Origin of the sequence: Nonomuraea sp. NPDC050643 (assembly GCF_040654715.1) — a bacterium.
Taxonomy (GTDB): Bacteria; Actinomycetota; Actinomycetes; order Streptosporangiales; family Streptosporangiaceae; genus Nonomuraea.
On record NZ_JBFAIM010000036.1, the window covers coordinates 63,214 to 83,283 of the forward strand.

Below are 20,070 nucleotides of genomic sequence, written 5' to 3' on the forward strand. Positions count from 1 at the left end.
AACCCCACGCCGCGCCGGGGGGCGTCCTCCCGGGGCGCCCCCCCCCACGACCTCCGATGGGAAGCACTCCACGGCTACACCGCGGTGTCCGGCAAGGCACTCTGGACGCAAGCAGCCGAACGCCTCCGCCGCGCGAACGCCTGACACCCGACCGGCAGCGAACGAACCGACGGACACTCCTGATCAGATCATCCGTTCCGGCCTACGGTGTGCCCGCCGTCACCCGCCGCCTGATGGGCGAGGTCTCCGTGCTCGAAGACGTGCTGTTCCTGCGCGGTGAACAGAGCGCTGAAGAGGCCCGCGTCCGGCCGCTCGACGCCGGAACCGGAGTCGCCACCGAGAACGGGGTCAAGCCCTGTGACTCCGAGGACGCGAGGTCGCGCCGCCCTCACTCGTACGCTCGACCGTCTGCCCACTGGCGGCCGACGGCAAGGGCGGCGATGTACGTGATCCGGGCCCCGCCGTCCGCTGGTTACGATGAGCTGTGGATCGGCTGCAGAGCGTGCCCGTGGCGGACGACGAGGTGGCGGTGCTGGTCGTCGGTGGCGGGCCGGTCGGGCTCACCGCCCGGGCGCTGCTGGAACGCTGGGGGGTGCGGGTCCTCCTGGTCGAAAGGCAGGGCGAGCTGTCGCCCTTTCCACGGTCCCGGCTGGTCAATGTGCGTTCGATGGAGATCTATCGCCGGCTCGGGCTCGCCGCCGAGATCACGGCCAACGCGTTCGCCCCCGAGTACGGCCGCGTCCGCTTCCGTGACACCCTGCAGGGCCACGACTTCGCCACGGCGGCGATGGCCGGGATCAACGCGCCGGTGCCCGAGAGCCCGGTGGCCGGCGTGGTCACCTCGCAGGACCGCCTGGAGCCCACGCTGCTCGCCGCGGCGAGGTCTCCGGCGTGCTTCGGTGTCGAGCTCATCGACCTGGCCGAAGAGGCCGGCAGCGTCGTGGCCCTGCTCGCCGGGCGCCGTCACGGTGAGCACAGTGGGCGCGGTGGGCGCGGTGGGCGCGGTGAGCAGACCCGTGTCCGGGCCCGTTACGTCCTGGCCGCCGACGGCGCGAGCTCCACCGTCCGGCGGCTGCTGGGAATCGGCACCGCCGGCCCCGGGAGGATCGGAGGATTCACCACCGTCGTGTTCGACGGCGACCTGCGCCGCTGGTGCGCCGACCAGCCCGCCGGCGTCTACTTCACCGCGCACGGCCTGTTCGCGCCGCTGTATCCCGAAGGCGGCCACGCCTGGATCGTCCCCACGCCCGGCGACGGCGCGGACGCCGACTGGCCCGGCCTCCTCTCGCGCGCCCTCGGCCCCGACGTACGAGCCGAGGTCGTCCGGATCCAGCACTGGGTGATGAACGCGTTCGTCGCCGAGCGCTTCCGGCACGGCCGGATCCTGCTGAGCGGCGATGCCGCGCACGCGATGCCCATCGTCGGTGGTCTGGGCATGAACGCCGGCATCGCCGGCGTGCACAACCTGTGCTGGAAACTGGCGGGCGTCCTGCGGGGGTGGGCCGGTCCGAGCCTGCTGGACACGTACGAGGCGGAGCGGCGGCCCGTCGCCTGCTGGACGCTCCGGCAGGCGGTGACCAACACCGAGCTCATGCTCGACGTGCAGCACCGGCGCCGCGAGCAGCTCCGCACCGGGCGGGCCGTACCGGCCCACGTCGAACTCCCCTGGTCGGAGCGGTACTTCGCCCAGCTCGGGCTGGTGCTCGGCGTCACCTATCGCTCCGGCGCCGTCCTGTCCGGCGGCGACTCCCAGCCGGAGCCGCCGGGCACGGACTACGTTCCCGGCACGGAGCCAGGCCGTCGCATGCCACACCTCTGGCTGACCCGCGACCGCTCGACGCTGGACACGTTCGGAGAATGGTTCACCCTGCTCACCCCGGACCCAGCCGCGTGGACGCACCAGGCGCCTTGGCCGCTTCGCGTCGAGGCCCTTCCCGGCGAGCATGCCGGCCTCTGCGGCCTCACCCCGCACGGCGCGCTGCTCATCCGGCCTGACGGCCACGTCGGCGCCCGCTGGCACGACGGCCCGCCGAGTGAGGCCACCGTCCGCCAGGCCCTCACCGCGATCACCGGCCGCGGCACACCGTAGCCGCGCCGGCCAGGGAGAGCCGGTCCACGCGCGAAAGACGAGACCATCACACTCTGGCCTGCGGGGAAATGGCCGGCGACGCCGGCCGGCACCAGGCCGAGCTCCGCCAGCGAGTCCAGCAGGGCCCGGCAGGCAAGGGCGCTCAACGCAGCCTCAACAGGTTCCCAACACCGGCCTGCCTACCGTTGCCCTCCAGCAACCTTCACCAAGGAGGGACACCATGCGACACACGACGACGATGGCCGGCGCGCTGGCCGCCGCGGCGGTGGTCACGACCCTGATGAGCACCCCCGCCACCGCCGCACCCACCGGCCAGGCCACCTCCACGGCGGTGACGACGGCTTCGACGGCGATGGGCACCGCCCCGGCCTGCATCAAGCGCTACCGCATACCGCCGTGGTCCCGGGTCGGCATCTATGTCCGCAACCAGTGCGGCAAGACGATGCGCGTCAAGGTGATCGTGAAGCGGGGCGCGGACAGCCCGTGCTGGACGCTGCGGAACAAGCAGCGCCGGTACTGGTCGTTCATCCCGCCCCACGCGTTCCCGAGCTACCAGAAGACGGTCACCTGCTGACCCTCCCGTCGAGCCACTCCTGGAAGGTCGGGCCGGCGAGCTTGGCGTGCGGGCTCGGCAGGAACCCGCCCTCGGCGGCGATCTCGGCATCGGGCATCCCCGAGCCGTCGACGCCGACGACCTTGATGCTCCGGCGGGCGCCGAGGAGCGCGGCCGCCTCCGCCAAGATCTCCCTGCGGGGGCCGGCGATCTCGGGGATCGGCGTTCCTGGAGTGGGCTCGCCGGGGTCGAGGGCCAGGTCGGCCAGTTCCCCGGCCACGGTGCGGCAGGCCACGAGCTGGGTGGGCAGGGCCGGGATGTAGGCGACGTCGCCCTGCCGCCAGTCCAGAAGCCGACCGACGAACTCGTGGAACTGCGCGGCCCGCAGGATGCGGACAGGGAGCGGGCCGGACAGGAGGAGTTCCTCGTGCACCCTCTTGGCGACGATGAAACCGGCGGTGGCCTTGTCGACGCCGATGATGGAGGCCACGGCGATCCGGGCGACCCCGGCCTTCTGACCGTACTCGTGCAGATTGCGGGCCGACGTCCGGAAGAACTCCGTCGCCGCCTCCTGCTCGGAGGCGTGCCACGAGGCGACGTCGACGATGACGTCCACCCCGGTGAGCGCCTCGGCCAGGCCCTCACCGGTGATGACGTCCACCCCGGTGGCCCGTGACATCGGCACGACCTGGTGCCCTCGTTCGGTGAGGACGTCGACGACGTGGCGTCCCAGCCGCCCGGTCGCTCCTGCCACCGCGAACTTGCTGATGCTCATGCTCGTGCCTTTCTTACTCGCTGTAGTTCTGGCCGGGGGGCATGCCGGGGATCGGCTTGGCGATGAGTGCGGCGGGGGTGAAGAAGCCGATGTGGGCGATCGCCATGATGAGCGTCCAGAGCGCCTTGTGGTCGTAGTGCGCGGACGCCTTGGCGTACAGCGCGTCGGGGACCCGCTCCCCGGACGGGTTCGGCGACAGGACCGCCTCGACCAACTCCAGCGCCACCCGCTCGCTGTCGGTGAAGCAGGTGGCGTCCCGCCAGGTCGCCACGGCGGTGATGCGCTCCTCCGACTCCCCTGCCCGGCGGAGGTCGCCGGTCTCCCTGATGGTGAAGTACGTGCTGCCGAGCATCTGCCCGGCGCGCAACTGCAGCAGGTGGACGGTGGTCTGCGGAATCGAGCCGTTCTTCATGACCCTGTGCAGACCCGCGGCGACCTCCGCCATCTCGGGGACGAACGGGAGAGGGTTGGGCATGCGCGACCGGAGGCCGGTCGTCGTGGGTGTGGCCATGCTGGGCCTTCCTTACTCGTGGGGTTGCGTCGTGACGAGCAAGAGATCCCGGTGGCGCCCTCCGTGTGACAGCGGGACGGGTGTGACATAGGCCACCGACCGTCGGTGTCACAAAACGGCGGCGCCGGGATCGTATGGACATGGCACGGTCGCGAACGAACAGGCAGGAACCGGCGATGGGCGAACCAACCGAGCAGCCGACGGCCCCAGCTCATGGCGGTCGCATGGACGCGGCCACCGAGGCGTTCGTCGCCCACCGCAACCTGCTGTTCACCCTCGCCTACGAGATCCTCGGCTCCGCCACCGACGCCGAGGACGTCCTGCAGGAGACCTGGCTGCTGTGGGCGGGCGTCGACCTCGGCACGGTGCTGGACCGGCGCGCGTACCTGATCCGGATCGCCACCAGGCAGGCGCTGAAACGACTGCGCACACTGGACCGGCGCAAGGAGACCTACGTCGGGCCGTGGCTGCCCGAGCCGCTGCTGACCGCGCCGGACGTGGCCGAGGACGTCGAGCTGGCCGACAGCGTCTCGATGGCGATGCTGCTGGTGCTGGAGACGCTCGGGCCGACCGAGCGGGCGGTGTTCGTCCTGCGTGAGGTGTTCGATCTGGACTACGACGAGATCGCCCAGGCCGTCGGCAAGACCCCCGCCGCGGTACGCCAGATCGCCCACCGGGCACGGGCGCACGTCGCCGCGCGTCGGCCACGCGGCACCGGCTCCCCCGCCGAGCACCGAGCCGCTCTCCAGGCTTTCCAACGGGCGGTCGAAACCGGCGAGCTGCAGAGCCTGCTCGACATTCTCGCGCCGGACGTCGTCGCCCTGAGCGACGGCGGCGGCGTCAAGCACGCCCTGCTGCGGCCCATCGTGGGGGCCGGCAACGTCGCCCGCTTGCTGGCCGTCGGCTGGTGGAAGCGCGACGCGGAAAGGTCGGTCGAGCCGGTGCAGATCAACGGCGGCCCGGGGCTGCTCGTCCGGGTCGACGGCGAGATCGACGGCGTGGTGGCGGTACGCATGGAGAACGGCTACGTCACCGGCGCCTACCACGTGCGCAATCCGGAGAAGCTATCGCGTATCGAACAGGAGACCACCGTGAGCCGCTGAGAACCCGCCCCCGATCGGGGATCACGGTCCGGCCATCTGTCTCTGCGCGGCACAGCTTGATCAACTTCGTGGTGGCTCGCTAAGGTTGGGCGCTTCGTCCGCTCGCCCCCCGGGAAATGGCCATGCGTCGCCACCGTTTCGGCAGGATCGCCGCCCTGATCGCGTTCGCGTACCTCGCCGCGGTCGCCGTGCTGGGCGCCTTCGCGCTGACCACCGACCGGGGTGATCTCCTCCGGGAGGTCTTCCAGGAACCGCTCGCCGACGAGCAGCCGCTGCGCCGCATGGGGGCCCTGCTCGCCGGCATCGACATCCGTTACCCGATGCCCGGCTCCGACCACCACCCGTTGGCCGGCACCTTCGCCCCCGACCTCACCCTGCACACCGACCAGGGCATGACCAGCGTCGCGGAGCTCATGCGCCCGGCCCGGCCCATCCTCCTCGACCTCGCCGACCGCCCGGACCTCCGCGAGGTCGCGCGTGACCGGCGGTCTCGTGTCGAGATCCGTACCGCCAAGACCGATCAGCGACCGGCCGACGCGCTGCTGATCCGCCCCGACGCCCACATCGCCTGGGCCGCGACCATCGACGAACCCGCCGGCACCGCCTCGCCCGCGCTGCGCGAGGCGCTCTCCGGCTGGTTCGGAAACTGACCTCGCCGAGCCGCCCGGCGGCCGGGCGGCTCCTTCGTTCAGCCCGCTGCCGTCCCTCACCGGTAGGCGCTGGCCTGAAGCGTGTAGAGGTCGGCGTAGAGGCCGCCGTGCGTGAGCAGCGTGTCGTGGTCGCCCTGTTCGACGACCTTGCCGTGCTCCAGGACGTAGATGCGGTCGGCGTGCCGCACGCTGGCCAGGCGGTGGGTGATGAGCAGGACGGTGCGGCCGTCGGCGTGGGTGCGGATGCGCTCGAACAGGGCGTGCTCGGCGCGGGCGTCGAGGGCCGCGGTGGGCTCGTCGCAGATCAGCAGGTCGGCGTCGCGATGGAAGCCGCGGGCGACGGCGATGCGCTGCCACTGGCCGCCGGACAGTTCGCAGCCGTCCGTGAAGCGGCGGTCCAGCAGGGTGCGGTAGCCGTGCGGCAGGGCGTTGACGACCTTGTCGGCCCCGGCGACGGCGGCGGCCGACAGCAGGGCGGGCTCGCCCTTGTCGGTGCCCATGGTGATGTTGTAGCGGGCGGTGAGGGGCCAGCGGGTGTGGTCCTGGGCGATGACGGCGGTACGGGTGCGCAGGTCCTCGGGGCTGACCTGGCGCAGGTCGGTGTCGTCCCAGTGGACCGTGCCCATGTCGGGCTCGTACAGGCCGGCGAGGATCTTGGACAGGGTGGTCTTGCCGGAGCCGTTCTCGCCGACGAAGGCGACGATCTCGCCCCGCTTGATCTCGACGGACACCCCGCGCAGGGCGGGCTGATCCGCCCCCGGGTAGGTGAAGGTCAGGTCGTCGGCGGTGATGCGGTCGAAGCCCTCGGGTGCGGGCAGCGGGCGCGGCGGGATCAGGCGGCGTTCGGCGTCGGCGCAGAACTGCAGGAAGTCGGTGAAGTAGAGGCCCTGCTCGTACAGGGTGTTGGTGGTGAACATCAGGCTGGACAGGGAGCTCTTGCTCGAACGGATGGCGAGGGCGGCGGTGCCGGCCACGGCGAGGGGGATCGCGCCGAGCATCAGCAGCATGCCGAGGGCCGTGTAGACCATGGCGGTGCCGATGCCGCCGAGGGCGTTGCCGGCGAGCCGGGTGAGCGTCTGCCGCTTGACCAGCTTGAGCATCTCCTCCTGCTCGGCGCGGGCCACCGCGTCGTACACACGCAGCAGGAAGCGCCGCATGGTGAACGCACGGACCTCGGCGGCGGGCTCGCGGTCGGCCAGTAGCTGGGCGATGATCCATTTGCGGCGGCGGGCCGGGCCGAGCCCGTACACGGTCGAGTAGCGCTGGCGCGCGCTGCGGACCGCGGCCCACGCGTCGGGCAGCACGGCCAGCAGGAGAAGCGGGAGCAGCACCGGATGCAGGACGCCGAGGACGCCGAGCGCCGCCGCGAGGCTGATGAGGGAGGTGACCACGTCGACGGCCGCGGACACCACCCAGCTCGCGATGCCCGCGCCGCGGCCCCCGGCGCGCTCGAGGGCGTTGTGGAACTCGGGGTCGTCGAAGGCGACCAGCTCGACCCGGCTGGTCACGGAGTACAGCCGCTCCTCGGAGGCGCGCTCGATCTGCGGGCTGAGCCGCGCCTCGGCCCAGCCGGCGCCCGCCTGGAGCAGCGTGCGGACCACCGCGGCGGCGCCGACCAGGACCAGACTGGGCAGCGCGGCCAGGACCCGGTCGGGGGTCGGCCCCTCGCTGAACAGGGCGGTGAGCACGCCGGTGGTGGCCAGCAGCCCGAACGCGGTGACGACCCCGCCGAGCAGGTTGAGCGAGACGGTGGTCACGGTGTCGCGCGGGTTGGCCTCCCAGGCCATGCGCAACGCCTGAACGATGAGTGAGGGCAGCCGCCTGGCGATGGCCAGGAAACCGGCCTCGGCCATGGTGGCGCGGTGGACGTGGTAGTCGGAGGGCGCGATCTCGCCGAGTTCGAGGGGCTCATCGGGCATGAGAGGAATGTGCCCGCGAGGGACCGGCATTCGACGGTACCGACCGCCACGCCTTCTCGTGACGGGCAGAAGCCGACCACGCTCGGCGCGGTCGGCTCACTGGGCCGTCTCGGCTGCTTCAGGAGTAGTAGCCCCAGTAGTACCCGTAGGGCGTCCACTTGCACTCTGCCCGGTATCCCTTGGTCCGCTTCACGGCGGCTTCGGTGACGCACACCGTCTTGCTCACAGGCCCATACCAATGCCATGACTTTGCCTGTGCCGGAGCGGCATGTGCCGCCACGAAGGTCATCGAGACCGCTGCCGTGGCGAGTAGCACGGCGATTTTCTTCTTCACAGACGAATCTCTCTTCCGGAGTCCTGCTCTTCCGCTCGTTGGAGCTCGGCGGTGGCCCATAGCCAAGCAGGCGTTGGTATGTCGCGAGTATGGCCGCCGGCTCGGCCGGCCGGGACAGGTCAGGTCAGGAAGTCGTCCCGGCGCGATCGGACTCGCTGCGCAGGACACAGAACTCGTTTCCTTCAGGGTCGGCGAGGATGACCCAGCCCGAGCCGTCGAGGTTCCGGTGGTCGGCGACCAAGGTGGCGCCCAAGTCCTGCAACCGCTTGACCTCCTCCTCGCGCGAGGTCTCCGGGCGAAGGCAGACGTGAACCCGGTTCTTGACCGTCTTGGGCTCCGGCACCTGGTTGAAGTACAGAACCGGGCCCTGCGGCAGCATCACCTGGGTTTCCCTGTCTCCCGGCCTGTCCTCTGGGTGCAGCGGGCAGCCGGTCACCTCGCTCCAGAACCGGGCCAGCGCATAGGCATCCGAACAGTCGATCGCTACGTTCTGCACTATCGAGACCATGCGTGAGATCCTGCCCGACCCCGGACCTGCCTGTCGGCGATGGGCTCGTGGACCGTGGTCGGCGGCGGGGTGACGGTCGTTGAGGCGGGCGAGGGCGGCGGCGGTGGCCTCGTCGGAGGCGAGGTAGGCCACGAGTTGCTGCTCGTCGGGGCCGGGCAGTTCGAGGCTCTCGTACGCCAGCCGCAACTCCCCCACCTCCGGATGCGCCCACCGCTCGACCCCGGTGCGCGCCGGCAGTGCGGCCGAGCCCTCGAACCGGTCGCGGAAGCGGGCGTCCGCAGTGATCGTCAGCTCCTCGGCGAGCAGTGCCGCGTGCGGATCGCCGAGCGCGGCCGCGACCCGCAGCGCGGCGGCCCGCTCGCCGGCGACCGCGGCCCAGTCGGGGTGGGCATCGTGTGCCCTCGGGTCGGTGAACGCGTACCGGGCCAGGTTCGGCGGCTCGGCCTCCAGCAGCCCGGTCGGGCCGGCGAGCCGCGCGAAGCCGGCCGTCCACGCGAGCACGTCGCCGGACCGGTCGACGACCAGCGCCGGCGCGGGCTCTAGCTGGTCCAGCAGTGCCCGCACGGTCGGGCGTACGGTCCGGGCCCGCGTCGCGGCGGCCCCCTCGCACGCGCCGCCGCCGTTGCTCTTCGCCAGCCGGTGCAGGTGGATCCGCTCGTCACGGGTCAGACCCAGCGTCTCCGCGAGCGCGGCGAGCACTTGGGTGGACGGGCTGCGGTCGCGCCCCTGCTCCAGCCGGGTGAGGTAGTCCACGCTGACGCCGGCGAGGGTGGCGAGTTCGGCCCGGCGCAGCCCGGGTGTGCGGCGCCGGTTCCCGTTCGGGAGCCCGACTGCGGCCGGCGGGACCGCCTCCCGGTGCGCGCGCAGGAACGCGCCCAGCTCTGTCTCCGTCATCACCGGCGATTGTATTCGCGGCGAGCATGGCCCTGCCAGGGCTAGGAAAACCGCAGCCTGGCCCGGACACGCCCAGCCCTGCGACGCTCTCAGCCTGGGCACCTTCACCGACGGTGAGAACGCGCTCCGGAAAAGGAGCTCATGCCCCGACCGAGACAGAACCCAGGAGGAGGCCCATGATCCAGATCGCGATCATTCTGGGCAGCACCCGCCCCGGGCGCCGCGTGGAGGACGTGGCCCGGTGGGCGGCCGGGATCGTCAGTTACGGGGTCTTCGGCGGCACCCGCGCCGCCGAGCAACTACGGCAGACCATGGCCGAGATCAAGATCGCCGACGTGCACGCCCAGGTCGCGATCAACCCGTACCACGACTTCGACTTCACCGGCTCCCAGGCCGGCGTCTGCGCCCCCGGCGAACGCCAGGAAACCGCCCTGACTCTCATGCTGGACGAAGTCCTGGCCTGGTCCCGCGCCCTGCGCGTGCTGCGGGACCCCACCGCGGGCGCCGCCTCCCGGCCCGGGCCGACCTGACCCACGCGCTCCACTCCGCCGACACCCCGACACGAGAAGGAAGCCCTTATGAACGTTGAGGCGTACGTCGACATCACGTGCCCGTGGTGCCGCCTGGGCACACACCAGTTCCACCGCGCGGTGGCCGCGGCCGGTGCGGAAGCGGACGTCGAGCTCGTCCTTCGTCCGTACCAGCTCGTTCCCGACGCGCCCGAGGAACCCCGGCCGCTGATGGACGCGGTGGCCGAGATGTTCGGTCCGCGGCAGGCCGAGGAGATGCTCGGGGAGATGACCCGGCTCGGCGCCGGGGAAGGGATCGAGTACCGGTTCGACCGTGCGGTGGCGGTCAACACCTTGACCGCGCACCGGCTGCTGTGGCTCGCCCTGCACGAGCACGGTGCCGCGGTGCAGGCCACGCTGGCGACCGCTCTGTTCGACGCGTACTTCCGTGACGGCGTGAACGTCGCCGACCACACGCGGCTCACCGGGCTGGCCGAGCGGGCCGGCCTGGACGGCGGCCGGGTGCGGGGCTTTCTCGCCACCGAGGAGGGAGGCGCCGAGGTACGTGAGCAGGTGGCCGCGGCACGGCGGGAAGGCGTCACCACCGTGCCGAGATTCGTCTTCGAGAACGGCACGCTGATCGTCGGTGTGACCAGCACCGAGGCGCTGGGCGACGCGCTCCGGCAGGCCGGCGGCCGGTGAGGCGCATCGCCGGGGCGGGCGGAGAGCACCGCGGCAGGACGGCCCCGGCCGTGGTGACTTTCAGCGGCGCTGACTTGCCGCTGGACTCCGCCGGACCAGCCGCACCGCCAGCAGGGCGAGGAAGGCCCACCAGATGGTCACCGCGATCCGCTGGAAGAGCCCGCCGTAGGCGACCAGGGACGGATTCTGGGCGAACGCCATGGTGCACAGGACGAAGGCGGCCCCGAACGCCACCGCGCTGGCGGCGGAGTAGACGGCCCATCCGAGCTCCCGGGTCCGGGCGAACCGCACCGCGAACACCGCGCACGCGACGGGGACGGCGGCGAAGCCCGGCAGCGAGATCAGGTCGTGCAGCTCCGCGGACAGACTGCTGTACTCCTGCAGCAGGTCAGGGGTGCCCGGCGGATATCCGCTCATCGGGTCGGTGGTGAAGATCCCCGCGCCGAGCAGGTGGAGCCCCCAGAGCCCCACCAGGGCCGGCCCCCAGAACGCATCCTTGAGCGCCCGTCGCAGCCCGACGGCGAAGGCGAGCGTCAGCAGGCCCGCCACGATGAAGTTGGCCGCCTGGATCCAGCCGTGTTCGCCCAGTTCGAGCGAGCTGACCGGGTGACGCAGCGGGTCGTAGTGGGCACGGACGGCGCCCTGGACGAGGAACGTGACGACGAACAGCGGGCCCGCGATCGCGCCGCAGCGTAGTAACCGTTTCGTCGTCCGGTCATGGTATTCCGCCATCGGCGCCCCGGGAGCGGGGCTGGGCGGTGTGATGGTTCGCATGCTTGTCAGGCTAGATTGACAGGCCACCTCTGTCAATCCAGCCTGACAAGCTTCGCGGTGCTCGCGGATGGGGGTTCCGTCCACCCGACAGGGTCCCGGTGACCGGCCCGATTTGACGAGTGGCGACATGTAGCATGCAATATATTGCATGCCTGTTCCCCAGAGCCGAGGGCTCGTCGCCCGGTCCCTTCTCCGGGAGGACGCCTATCGCGCGATCCGCGACGCGATCGTCGACGGCACCCTCACCCCAGGAGAGCGGCTCAACGACGGCGATCTGGCGCGGTGGCTGGGCGTGAGCCGCACACCCGTCCGGGAGGCGCTGGCGCGTCTGGAGCAGGCCGGGCTGGTCCGGACCAAACCCGGTCGTTACACCATCGTCAGCACGGTGGACGTCCGGGCCGTGCGCGCCGCCCAGTCGGTGACGGCGGCCATGCACGAGCTCGCCGTCCGGGAAGCGCTGCCGAATCTGTCCGCCGGCGAACTGGACGCCATGCGCGAGGCCAACGCGCGCTTCGCCGACGCCCTGCGCCGCGACGACGTCGACGCCGCGCTCGCCGCGGACGACGCCTTCCATGACATCCCCGTGGTCGCCTCCGCCAACGATGCGATTCGCACCGTCCTCGACCAGTTCACGCCGGTGCTGCGGCGCCTCGAACGGCTGCGGTTCTCGTCTCTGAGCGGCCGGGGGTCGGTCGCGCAGCACGAGCGGATCATCGAGTTGTGCGCGGCCTCGGACGTGGAGCAGGCGGCGCTCGCCGTCCGGGCCAACTGGCAGACCCTGGCCCCGCTGCTCGACACCATGCCCGCCGCCGACGAGAACCCGTCTTAGGAGCCCGTACATGTCGATCGACGATTTCGAGCGCTACCCCCTGCTCTTCGGTCCCAGCCCCGTCCACCCCCTCGACCGGCTCAGCGAGCACCTCGGCGGCGCCCGCGTCTGGGCCAAGCGCGAAGACTGCAACAGCGGGCTGGCGTACAGCGGCAACAAGACCCGGAAGCTGGAATACCTGATCCCCGACGCCCTCGCCCAGGGCGCGGACACCCTGGTCAGCATCGGTGGGGTGCAGTCCAACCACACCCGGCAGGTGGCCGCGGTCGCCGCCCGGCTCGGGCTCAAGGCCGTCCTCGTCCAGGAGAGCTGGGTGGACTGGCCCGACGCGGTCAACGACAAGGTCGGCAACATCCTGCTGTCGCGCATCATGGGCGCCGACGTCCGCCTGGTCGAGGCCGGCTTCGGGATCGGGCTCAAGGACAGCTTTCGCGAAGCCCTGGACGGGGTCACGGCCGCCGGGGGCCGCCCGTACCCGATCCCCGCCGGGGCGTCCGACCACCCGTTGGGCGGTCTCGGCTTCGCCAACTGGGCCTACGAGGTCCAGCGGCAGGAACGCGAGCTCGGCGTCTTCTTCGACACCATCGTGGTGTGCAGTGTCACCGGGAGCACCCAGGCGGGCATGATCGCCGGCTTCGCCGGCCAGGACCGTCCGCGACGCGTGCTGGGCATCGACGCCTCCGCCAAACTCGCCGAAACCCGCGCCCAGGTGGAGAAGATCGCTCGTGCCACGGCCGAACTCATCGGCCTGGGCCGGGACCTGCGCGACGACGAGATCACGGTGCTGGAAGGCTGGGCCGGCGACCGCTACGGCATCCCCGTGCCGTCCACCGTCGAGGCCATCAGGCTCACCGGGCGGCTGGAGGGCATGATCATCGACCCCGTCTACGAGGGGAAGTCGATGGCCGGGCTCATCGACCTCGTCCGCCGCGGCGACATCCCCCGAGACGCCAACGTCCTGTACGCCCACCTCGGCGGCCAGCCCGCCCTCAACGCCTACAGCGGCGTCTTCCGCTGAACCCCCCCACCGGGCGGGGCCGCTTTCCTGACCACGCTGCCGCCGGCCGCGACGGCCTTGCGCATCGTCTCGTCCACGGCGTCCCGCGCATCGGGGTTCAGGTGGAAGGAGGCTCCTCGAAATCCGGATCCCTCGGGCGGGACGCCGGCGTCCTTGGCCGCGGCGTCCCACTCGTGGAGGGCGAGCCGCGGGTACCCCTCCCCCAGGTGGGACGAGACGAAGTGGCGGGTGTCCTTACGGGTGTCCGCGAGGCCGAGGACGCGGTGCAGGAGGCGTGGGCCCGGGTCGGCCGCGCCGACACCGGTCAGGTGGAGAACCCCGGCGGGTGGCTGACGACCGTCGTCGCGCGGGTGTGCCTGAACACGATGGAGGCGCGCCGGAGCAGGCGTGAAGACGCCACCGGGGCGCTGCCGCCCGAGCCGCGGACGCCTCAGGCGCGCGTCCATCCGGTCGGCCGGGCCGATCCCGAGGACGAGGCGCTGCTGGCCGACTCGGTGGGCGTCGCGCTGATGGTGGTGCTGGACATGCTGACCCCCGCCGAGCGGCTCGCGTTCGTCCTGCACGACGTGTTCGCGGTGTCGTTCGGGGAGATCGGCTCCATCATCGACCGGTCGCCGGCGGCGGCTCGGCAGCTCGCCAGCCGGGCGCGGCGGCGTGTGCAGGGCGCCGCCGAGGCGTCCGACGCCGCGCGTTCGGCGAAGCGGGAGATCGTGGCGGCGTTCCTCGCGGCGGCGCGTGGCGGCGATTTCCACGCCCTGCTCGACCTTCTCGATCCCGACGCGGTGGCGGTCGGCGAGTTCCGGGGCGCCGAAGCCGTGGCGTCCTTCTTCGCGGGCCGGGCCCAGGCCGCCCGCCTCGCCCTCGTCGACGGCGAGCCCGCGGCCGTTTGGACCCACCACGGCGTGACCAAGGCCGTCATCGCCTTCACCATCGAAGGGTCCCACGTCACCCGCATCGCCGTTGAGGCCGATCCCGACCGGCTCCGCGCCCTCGACGTCATCTTCCTGCCCTCCCACCCGAAAGGGCTGTGATGAGCGACAGCGTCCGGCCGATTCGCGCCGCGGGCCTGCGCCCGCGGCTCTCGTCCTGCGCCCTGGCCGTCGACGACCTCGATCTGGCGCTCCCCTTCTACCGGGACGTGCTCGGCTTCGAGGTGAACGACGACCACGCCTTCCGGGAGCCGCCGTGCCGGGCCGTCGCACCGCCGCAGCAGCCGGACATGCGGATCCTCCTCGTACCACGCCCCGCGGACCCGTCGACCGAGCGTTGGACGGTCGCGGACGACCTCGTGCGCCGCCTCGTCTTCGCGACCGACGACTGCGACGCCGTCTTCGAGCGCCTGGAAGCCGCGGGCGCCGAGGTGATGCAGGAACCGATCGACCGTCCGGGAACCCGCGACTGCGCCTTCCTCGACCCCTCCGGGAACCTTCTCCGGTTCACCCAGGCCACGCGTGGAGGCACGTGGGGCACAACCGGGATCGGGCGCGGCCGTCCCTAACCCAGGTCGGACATGTCGAGGACGAAACGGTAGCGGACGTCGTTGCGGCGCAGGCGGTCGAGGGCCTCGTTCACCCGCGCCGAGGGGAGCAGTTCGATCTCGGCGGTGATGCCCTTGGCGGCGCAGAAGTCCAGCATGGCGGCGGTCGCAGGGCGGCCGCCGCTGCCCGCGGAGCTGAGTTTCTTGCGCCCTACGAGCAGGTCCATGGTCTCCACGGTGACGGGTCCGAGATGCCCGAGGTGGCTGAGGGTGCCGTCCATGGCGACCAGCCGCAGGTACGGGCCGAGGTCGTGCGGGGTGGAGATGGTGTCGATGACGACGTCGAACCCGTCTCGGGCCCTGGCCATCTGGTCCGGATCCGTGGACACGACGAAAGCGTGGGCGCCCAGCCGGCGCGCGTCGTCGGCCTTGCCCGGCGAGCGGCTGATGACCGACGTCGTGGCGCCGAGAGCCACCGCCATCTTGACCGCGAGATGCCCCAGGCCGCCGAGCCCTGCCACGGCGACGCGGCTGCCGGGCCCCACGCCGAGAGTGTGCAGGGGTTCCCAGACGGTGATGCCGGCGCAGAGCAGCGGGGCGGCGCCGGCCGGGTCCAGGCCGGGGGGCAGCGGGTAGGCGAACCGGTCGCGGACGACGTACTCGCGGGAGTACCCGCCCAGGGTGGTCGATCCGTCCTGCCGGTCGGTGCCGCCGTAGGTCAGGGTGGGGAAGGCGTGGCAGAAGTTCTCCTGGCCGCCCCGGCACATGGCGCACTCGCCGCACGAATCGATGATGTTGCCGACGGCCACCCGGTCGCCGGAGGAGAAGCGGGTGACCGCGGGCCCGGTCTCGGTCACCACGCCGGTGAACTCGTGCCCCGGCACCAGGGGATGCCCGGTTTCGCCGTCGTGGCCGCTGAGCGCGTGCAGGTCGCTGTGGCAGACGCCGCAGTAGTCGATCTGGACCGCAAGATCGTCGGGGCGCAGGTCGCGACGCGCCAACTGTGTGCGCCGCAGCATCGCCGTCGTGCCGTCCGCCTGCCACCCGGTCGTGGTCCTCACTACATCTCTCCTTAAACAGACTGTTCGGTTTGTTTCGAGTCTAGGCATGGCGTCACCTGTTCGGCAAACCAACTGTTCTGTTTGGTACGCTCGTCAGCATGGCGGACCAGCCCCTGACCACGCGCGGAGCCGCGACCTACCAGCGCATTCTTGACGCGGCAACCCGGGAGTTCGCCCAATACGGCATCGCCGGAGCGCGCATCGAGCGGATCGTGTCCGCTGCGAGCACCAACAAGGCCCAGCTCTACGCCTACTTCGGCAACAAGGAGAAGCTTTTTGATGCGATCTTCTTCGGCTCGCTGGAGCGGATCGTCAATGTCGTCCCGATCGACGCCGACGACCTCGCGGACTGGGCCGTACGCCTCTACGACGAATACCTCCGCCGTCCCGACCTCATCCGGCTGGCCACCTGGGCGCGCTTGGAACGCCGGCCGACCGGCCACCTCGTGGAGGGCCATGACCGGCTCGACGATCACAAACTGCGTGCCATCGCCGAAGCCCAGACCGCCGGCCGGGTGCGCAAGGGAGACCCGTTCGACGTGATGGCCATGGTCATCGCCATGTCCATGGCCTGGTCACCGGTCAGCAACGTCTACGCGGCGACGGCCGGGGAACCCTCCGACGTCCATGACCAGCGCCGTGCCCTGCTCCGCGAGTGTGTGCGGCGCGCCGTCGCGCCCGATTGAGGCTTCCCGGAGCGGACACGGGCCCGCCGCAGGGCCGGCGATGGCCGGGACGACCAGGCTTTCAGGAACGGCCGTCTGTGCCTTGACTGTGCGCCGCCGTCCAGTCGTCCCGTTCGCGCCGGGTGAGCAGGGTGTGCGGGTGTTCGGCGCCCAGCACGTGCTCGCGGATGGGGAGCAGGGCGGCGAGCTGGTCGCGGGCCCCGGCCGGGTCACCCGCCTCTCCGGTGAAGCGGGCCAGCTCGTGCCGGGTGATCAGCGCGTGGGGGTGCTGGGCGCCCAGGGCCGCCTCCTCGGCGGGGAGCAGGGCGGCGAGCTGGTCGCGGGCGGCGGCCGGGTCACCCGCCTGGCCGGTGAAGCGGGCGAGGTCGTGGCGGGTGATCAGTGTGACGGGATGTTCGGCGCCCAGGGCCGCCTCCTCGGCGGGCAGCAGGGCGGCGAGCTGGTCGCGGGCCCCGGCCGGGTCACCCGCCTCGCCGGTGAAGCGGGCGAGTTCGTGCCGGGCGATGAGGGTGTGGGGGTTCTCCGGCCCGCGGACCCGTTCGCAGAGGGGCAGCAAAGCGGCGAACTGGTCGCGGGCGGCGGTCGCGTCACCCGCTTCCCCGGTCCAGTAGGCGAGGTCGTGCCGGTTGCTCAGGGTGTCGGGGTGCTCGGACCCCTGCACCTGGTCGCGGATGGCAAGCAGGACGGCGAGCCGGTCGCGGGCGGCGGTCGCGTCTCCCGCCTCTCCCGTCAGGCAGGCGACCGCCTGGCGGGCGGACAGGGTGTCGGGGTGGTCGGCACCGGCGCGGGCGGTGAGCTCGGCGGCGACCTCCCGGTAGAGCAGGCCGGCGGAGCGGTAGTCACCACTCGCTCCCAGGTAGAACGCCAGCAGCCGGAAGCCCGGTGTGTGGGCGTCCAGGAGCTTGCGGGCATGTGGCAGGAGCTGCGCGAATCGCGGCCAGTCGCGCGCGTCGTCGGGATCGGCGGGGAGGGCCGCTTCCGCCAGCGCCGCGGCGTGCCGGTGCCAGCGGTCGCGTTCGCCGGGGGTGAGCTGGTTCAGGGTGACGGCTTGGACCAGGCGATGCACCGAGACCAGCCCGGCGCGAGGCCGGCCGATCAGGCTGTAGCGGCGCAGGGCGCTGACCGCGGCGTTGACCTCGAGCTGCCCGCGCGGCAGGTGGTCACGCGCCAGGCCGGCCTCCCCGTGGTCGTGGTCGCCGGCCAGCAGCAGACTGTAGGGGATGGCGTCGGGGGCGTAGCAGGCGAGCAGCCGCAGCAGCGCGATCGCCTGCGGGCTGGTCTCGGTGAGCCGGTCGAAGGAGAGCTGCCACGCGGAGGCCACCCGCGCCGCGTACCCCCACGGCTCCCCCTGTGCCAGGATCTCCGCCTGCCGGTCGTGCAACAGCTCGAGATAGCCGGTCAGGCTGCTGCCGGTGGCCGCCATGTAGGCGCGGGCCTGTTCCAACGCCAGCGGCAACGCGCCCAGTGCGGTCACCACGGCGTTCGACGCGGCGAGCGCGGCGGCTTCGTCGGTCATGCTGAGGTCGTCACGGTCGAAATCGTCATGGCCGAGGTTGTTACGGCCGAGGTTGTTACGGCCGAAATCGTCGCGGCCGAGGTCGTCACGGCCGAGCAGGAACGCGGACGCGGGCTGCGGCTCCAGGACGGGCAGCTCCAGCCCTCGGCCGGGCGGCCAGTTGGACGCGCGGCTGGTCACCAGCACGTGCCCAGGGCCGCCCGGCGGCAGCAGCGGGCTCAGCGCCGCGGCGTCGGGCACGTTGTCGAGGATGAGCAGCCAGGGATCACCGCGGGCCGCCAGCAGCGCGTGCACCTGATGAACCGGGTCGCTCGCGTCCTCCCGGCCTCTGGCGCCGAGCACGGCGGCCAAGGCGGCGAAGGACATCGAGGCCAGCGTGGCGTCCTCGGCGGTGATCTGCCAGACCAGCCCGTAGTGGTGCTGGTACCGGTGGGCGTACTCCAGGACCAGGCTGGTCTTGCCCACGCCGCCCAGGCCGTACACGACCACCTGGCACGGCAGGTCGGCCGCGCCCGTGAGACGCTCGCGCAGGCGGTCGAGGATGGCGTCGCGGCCGACCAGTTGGGGCGGTCGTGGCGCCAGCCGGATCGGACGCGACGGCGGCGCCGGCGGCCGGGGCGGCAGCACGGTCGTGGTGTGGAAGTACTGGTTCTCGCCGGCGATGTACTGCTGCGCGTGATCCCGGGCGTCGGCGTCGATGCGCGTCCGCTCCGCGCCTCCCGCATCCGGCCCTTGGTCCGGTCCGTCGGCGGCGGCCGTCATCGCTGGTCGAAGTGCTGGTCCCGGCCGGCGATGTACTGCCGGGCGTTGTCGCGAGCCTCGGCGTTGATGACGATGTGCTGGACGCGGGCGCCCTCGTCGCCGGCCGGTGCCGGGCCCAGGTGCTCGTCCAGCAGTTGCCGCAGTTGCGGGCCGAGCGCGGGGTCCTCGTCGAGCAGGCGTTGCAGCCGCAACTGCCATTGGCCGGTCAGGGCCTGCTCGGTGTGCGCGTCGGCCTGTCGGCGGGCCGCCAGCACCCGCGGCTGCGACTCGTCCAGCTCGGCTTGCACCGTCTCCGCCTCCTGCGGCCGCGACCTGCGCCACCAGGCCACCACCGCGGTCCGGGTCTGTTGCCAGGCGTCGGTGGCCATCGCCCCGACCAGGGCAGTGGCCGCCGCCAGCACGATTGGATCCATAGCGCAGCACCCCTTGCGGACGACCCGAGGACTCCACTGTAGAAGCAAAGACCATCCGTGAGGCAGGGCGAGCCACTCCAGCGGAGCTTGCCCATGGCGGCGGCCTTCCGCGGCCAGGTTGTCGGTGGCGTGAGGCAGAGTAGCCGTCATGGGAACGAGTCTTGGAACCGTGGTGGTCACCGGTGCGGCCGGGCGGATCGGGTCGGTGGTGCGGGTCGGTCTGCGTGGTGACGCGCAACGCTTGGTGCTCGTCGATCGTGTCGGCCTCGCCGCTCAGTCGCCGGCCGAGGAGGTGCGGCGGTTCGACCTGCGCGACGCCGAGGCGGTGACGGCGGCCTTGGAGGGTGCGGACGCGGTGGTGCATCTGGGCGGGGTCCCGGATGAGGCGCCGCTGCCGGACCTGCTGGAGGGCAATGTTCTGGGAACGCACAACGTGCTGGAAGGCGCGCGCCGGCAAGGGGTGCGGCGGGTCGTGCTCGCGAGCAGCAACCGGCTCACCGGCTTCTATCCGGTCTCGACGACCGTCACGGCCGAGATGCCGCCGCGTCCGGACGGTCTCTATGGGGTGAGCAAGGTGGCGGTCGAGGCACTGGGGCGTCTCTACGCGGACAAGTTCGGCCTGTCCGTGGTGTGCCTGCGCATCGGGAGCTTTGAGGACGCGCCGGCCGACCGACGTCATCTGGCCACCTGGCTGAGCCCGCGCGACTGCCTCGGCTTCGTCCGCGCCGCTCTCACGGCCTCCGACGTCGACTTCGCGGCCGTCTATGCCGTTTCCGCCAACACGCGCCGGTTCTGGGATTTGGCCGCCGGGTCGGCTCTGGGGTACACGCCCGTGGACGACGCGGAAGCCTTCGCATCGCGCATTCCGGCGGAAGGGGATGCAGCGGGGCACGATCCGCAGGGCGGCGCGTTCGCCGGCGCGGAATACACGCTCCACCACCTCTGAAACAGCTCGGCCATCCTCGACGAAGAGCGGCCCGGCGGCGA

The 20,070-nt window shown here is 71.9% G+C and carries 20 protein-coding genes and 1 pseudogene; 12 read left to right on the forward strand and 9 right to left on the reverse strand.

Annotated elements, in window-relative coordinates:
• Window positions 1–484 precede the first annotated feature (484 nt).
• Both AB0I15_RS37735 and AB0I15_RS37740 read left to right on the forward strand, forming a co-directional pair.
• Entirely contained in the window at window positions 485–2,089 is a 1,605-nt protein-coding gene (locus tag AB0I15_RS37735; RefSeq protein WP_358106654.1) for an FAD-dependent monooxygenase, read from the forward strand.
• A gap of 220 nt (window positions 2,090–2,309) precedes the next feature.
• The gene (locus AB0I15_RS37740; RefSeq protein ID WP_358106657.1) at window positions 2,310–2,663 is read left to right on the forward strand and encodes a hypothetical protein; all 354 of its coding nucleotides are present in this window, start codon (window positions 2,310–2,312) and stop codon (window positions 2,661–2,663) included.
• Here the strand turns inward: AB0I15_RS37740 and AB0I15_RS37745 are convergent.
• Window positions 2,653–3,417: an NAD(P)H-binding protein gene (locus tag AB0I15_RS37745; protein WP_358106660.1), complete on the reverse strand. Its 765-nt coding sequence runs from the start codon at window positions 3,415–3,417 to the stop codon at window positions 2,653–2,655. The two genes, AB0I15_RS37740 and AB0I15_RS37745, sit on opposite strands and share 11 nt — an antisense overlap.
• A 13-nt stretch (window positions 3,418–3,430) precedes the next feature.
• Window positions 3,431–3,928: a carboxymuconolactone decarboxylase family protein gene (locus tag AB0I15_RS37750; protein WP_358106663.1), complete on the reverse strand. Its 498-nt coding sequence runs from the start codon at window positions 3,926–3,928 to the stop codon at window positions 3,431–3,433.
• A 176-nt stretch (window positions 3,929–4,104) separates the two neighbouring features.
• Between AB0I15_RS37750 and AB0I15_RS37755 the strand changes: the two genes are divergently transcribed.
• Complete coding sequence (locus AB0I15_RS37755) at window positions 4,105–5,031, forward strand: RNA polymerase sigma-70 factor (protein ID WP_358106666.1); 927 nt, start codon at window positions 4,105–4,107, stop codon at window positions 5,029–5,031.
• Between the two features lie 122 nt (window positions 5,032–5,153).
• On the forward strand, window positions 5,154–5,681 hold the full coding sequence (locus AB0I15_RS37760; protein WP_358106669.1) for a hypothetical protein: 528 nt from the start codon (window positions 5,154–5,156) through the stop codon (window positions 5,679–5,681).
• Between the two features lie 56 nt (window positions 5,682–5,737).
• On the opposite strand, the gene AB0I15_RS37765 is transcribed toward AB0I15_RS37760, so the two are convergent.
• From AB0I15_RS37765 to AB0I15_RS37775, 3 genes and pseudogenes are all read right to left on the reverse strand, one after another.
• Window positions 5,738–7,600: an ABC transporter ATP-binding protein gene (locus AB0I15_RS37765; RefSeq protein WP_358106672.1), complete on the reverse strand. Its 1,863-nt coding sequence runs from the start codon at window positions 7,598–7,600 to the stop codon at window positions 5,738–5,740.
• A gap of 458 nt (window positions 7,601–8,058) precedes the next feature.
• The gene (locus AB0I15_RS37770; protein ID WP_358106818.1) at window positions 8,059–8,442 is read right to left on the reverse strand and encodes a VOC family protein; all 384 of its coding nucleotides are present in this window, start codon (window positions 8,440–8,442) and stop codon (window positions 8,059–8,061) included.
• A 93-nt stretch (window positions 8,443–8,535) separates the two neighbouring features.
• Window positions 8,536–9,336 (reverse strand): annotated as a pseudogene (locus AB0I15_RS37775) (helix-turn-helix transcriptional regulator); the annotation flags it as partial.
• Between the two features lie 176 nt (window positions 9,337–9,512).
• Here AB0I15_RS37775 and AB0I15_RS37780 point away from each other — a divergent pair.
• Together AB0I15_RS37780 and AB0I15_RS37785 are read left to right on the forward strand one after the other, a co-directional pair.
• Window positions 9,513–9,866: a hypothetical protein gene (locus AB0I15_RS37780; RefSeq protein WP_358106674.1), complete on the forward strand. Its 354-nt coding sequence runs from the start codon at window positions 9,513–9,515 to the stop codon at window positions 9,864–9,866.
• 48 nt (window positions 9,867–9,914) lie between these two features.
• Window positions 9,915–10,547, forward strand: a complete 633-nt coding sequence (locus AB0I15_RS37785; RefSeq protein WP_358106677.1) for a DsbA family oxidoreductase — start codon at window positions 9,915–9,917, stop codon at window positions 10,545–10,547.
• Window positions 10,548–10,607: 60 nt separating this feature from the next.
• Here AB0I15_RS37785 and AB0I15_RS37790 read toward each other — a convergent pair whose 3' ends face one another.
• Window positions 10,608–11,321 (reverse strand): DUF998 domain-containing protein, encoded by a 714-nt coding sequence (locus AB0I15_RS37790; protein WP_358106680.1) that lies wholly within the window; start codon window positions 11,319–11,321, stop codon window positions 10,608–10,610.
• Window positions 11,322–11,469: 148 nt separating this feature from the next.
• On the opposite strand from AB0I15_RS37790, the gene AB0I15_RS37795 reads away from it, so the two are divergent.
• The 4 genes from AB0I15_RS37795 (at window position 11,470) to AB0I15_RS37810 (ending at window position 14,666) form a co-directional block, all read left to right on the forward strand.
• Window positions 11,470–12,150, forward strand: coding sequence for a GntR family transcriptional regulator (locus AB0I15_RS37795; RefSeq protein ID WP_358106683.1), 681 nt, complete (start codon window positions 11,470–11,472; stop codon window positions 12,148–12,150).
• Window positions 12,151–12,160: 10 nt separating this feature from the next.
• Window positions 12,161–13,168: a 1-aminocyclopropane-1-carboxylate deaminase gene (locus AB0I15_RS37800; RefSeq protein WP_358106686.1), complete on the forward strand. Its 1,008-nt coding sequence runs from the start codon at window positions 12,161–12,163 to the stop codon at window positions 13,166–13,168.
• 221 nt (window positions 13,169–13,389) lie between these two features.
• A complete protein-coding gene (locus AB0I15_RS37805; RefSeq protein ID WP_358106689.1) occupies window positions 13,390–14,199 on the forward strand; it encodes a sigma factor-like helix-turn-helix DNA-binding protein in 810 nt (269 codons plus the stop codon).
• A complete protein-coding gene (locus AB0I15_RS37810; protein WP_358106693.1) occupies window positions 14,199–14,666 on the forward strand; it encodes a VOC family protein in 468 nt (155 codons plus the stop codon). The genes AB0I15_RS37805 and AB0I15_RS37810 overlap by 1 nt, the downstream gene beginning before the upstream one ends.
• On the opposite strand, the gene AB0I15_RS37815 is transcribed toward AB0I15_RS37810, so the two are convergent.
• On the reverse strand, window positions 14,663–15,706 hold the full coding sequence (locus AB0I15_RS37815) for an NAD(P)-dependent alcohol dehydrogenase (RefSeq protein ID WP_358106696.1): 1,044 nt from the start codon (window positions 15,704–15,706) through the stop codon (window positions 14,663–14,665). The two genes, AB0I15_RS37810 and AB0I15_RS37815, sit on opposite strands and share 4 nt — an antisense overlap.
• Before the next feature lie 98 nt (window positions 15,707–15,804).
• Between AB0I15_RS37815 and AB0I15_RS37820 the strand changes: the two genes are divergently transcribed.
• Window positions 15,805–16,392 (forward strand): TetR family transcriptional regulator, encoded by a 588-nt coding sequence (locus tag AB0I15_RS37820; protein ID WP_358106699.1) that lies wholly within the window; start codon window positions 15,805–15,807, stop codon window positions 16,390–16,392.
• A 61-nt stretch (window positions 16,393–16,453) separates the two neighbouring features.
• On the opposite strand, the gene AB0I15_RS37825 is transcribed toward AB0I15_RS37820, so the two are convergent.
• Together AB0I15_RS37825 and AB0I15_RS37830 are read right to left on the reverse strand one after the other, a co-directional pair.
• On the reverse strand, window positions 16,454–18,670 hold the full coding sequence (locus tag AB0I15_RS37825; RefSeq protein ID WP_358106702.1) for a tetratricopeptide repeat protein: 2,217 nt from the start codon (window positions 18,668–18,670) through the stop codon (window positions 16,454–16,456).
• Window positions 18,667–19,083 (reverse strand): hypothetical protein, encoded by a 417-nt coding sequence (locus tag AB0I15_RS37830; RefSeq protein ID WP_358106705.1) that lies wholly within the window; start codon window positions 19,081–19,083, stop codon window positions 18,667–18,669. The genes AB0I15_RS37825 and AB0I15_RS37830 overlap by 4 nt, the downstream gene beginning before the upstream one ends.
• Before the next feature lie 148 nt (window positions 19,084–19,231).
• Here AB0I15_RS37830 and AB0I15_RS37835 point away from each other — a divergent pair, with 148 nt between their 5' ends.
• Entirely contained in the window at window positions 19,232–20,029 is a 798-nt protein-coding gene (locus AB0I15_RS37835; RefSeq protein WP_358106708.1) for an NAD(P)-dependent oxidoreductase, read from the forward strand.
• Window positions 20,030–20,070 lie beyond the last annotated feature (41 nt).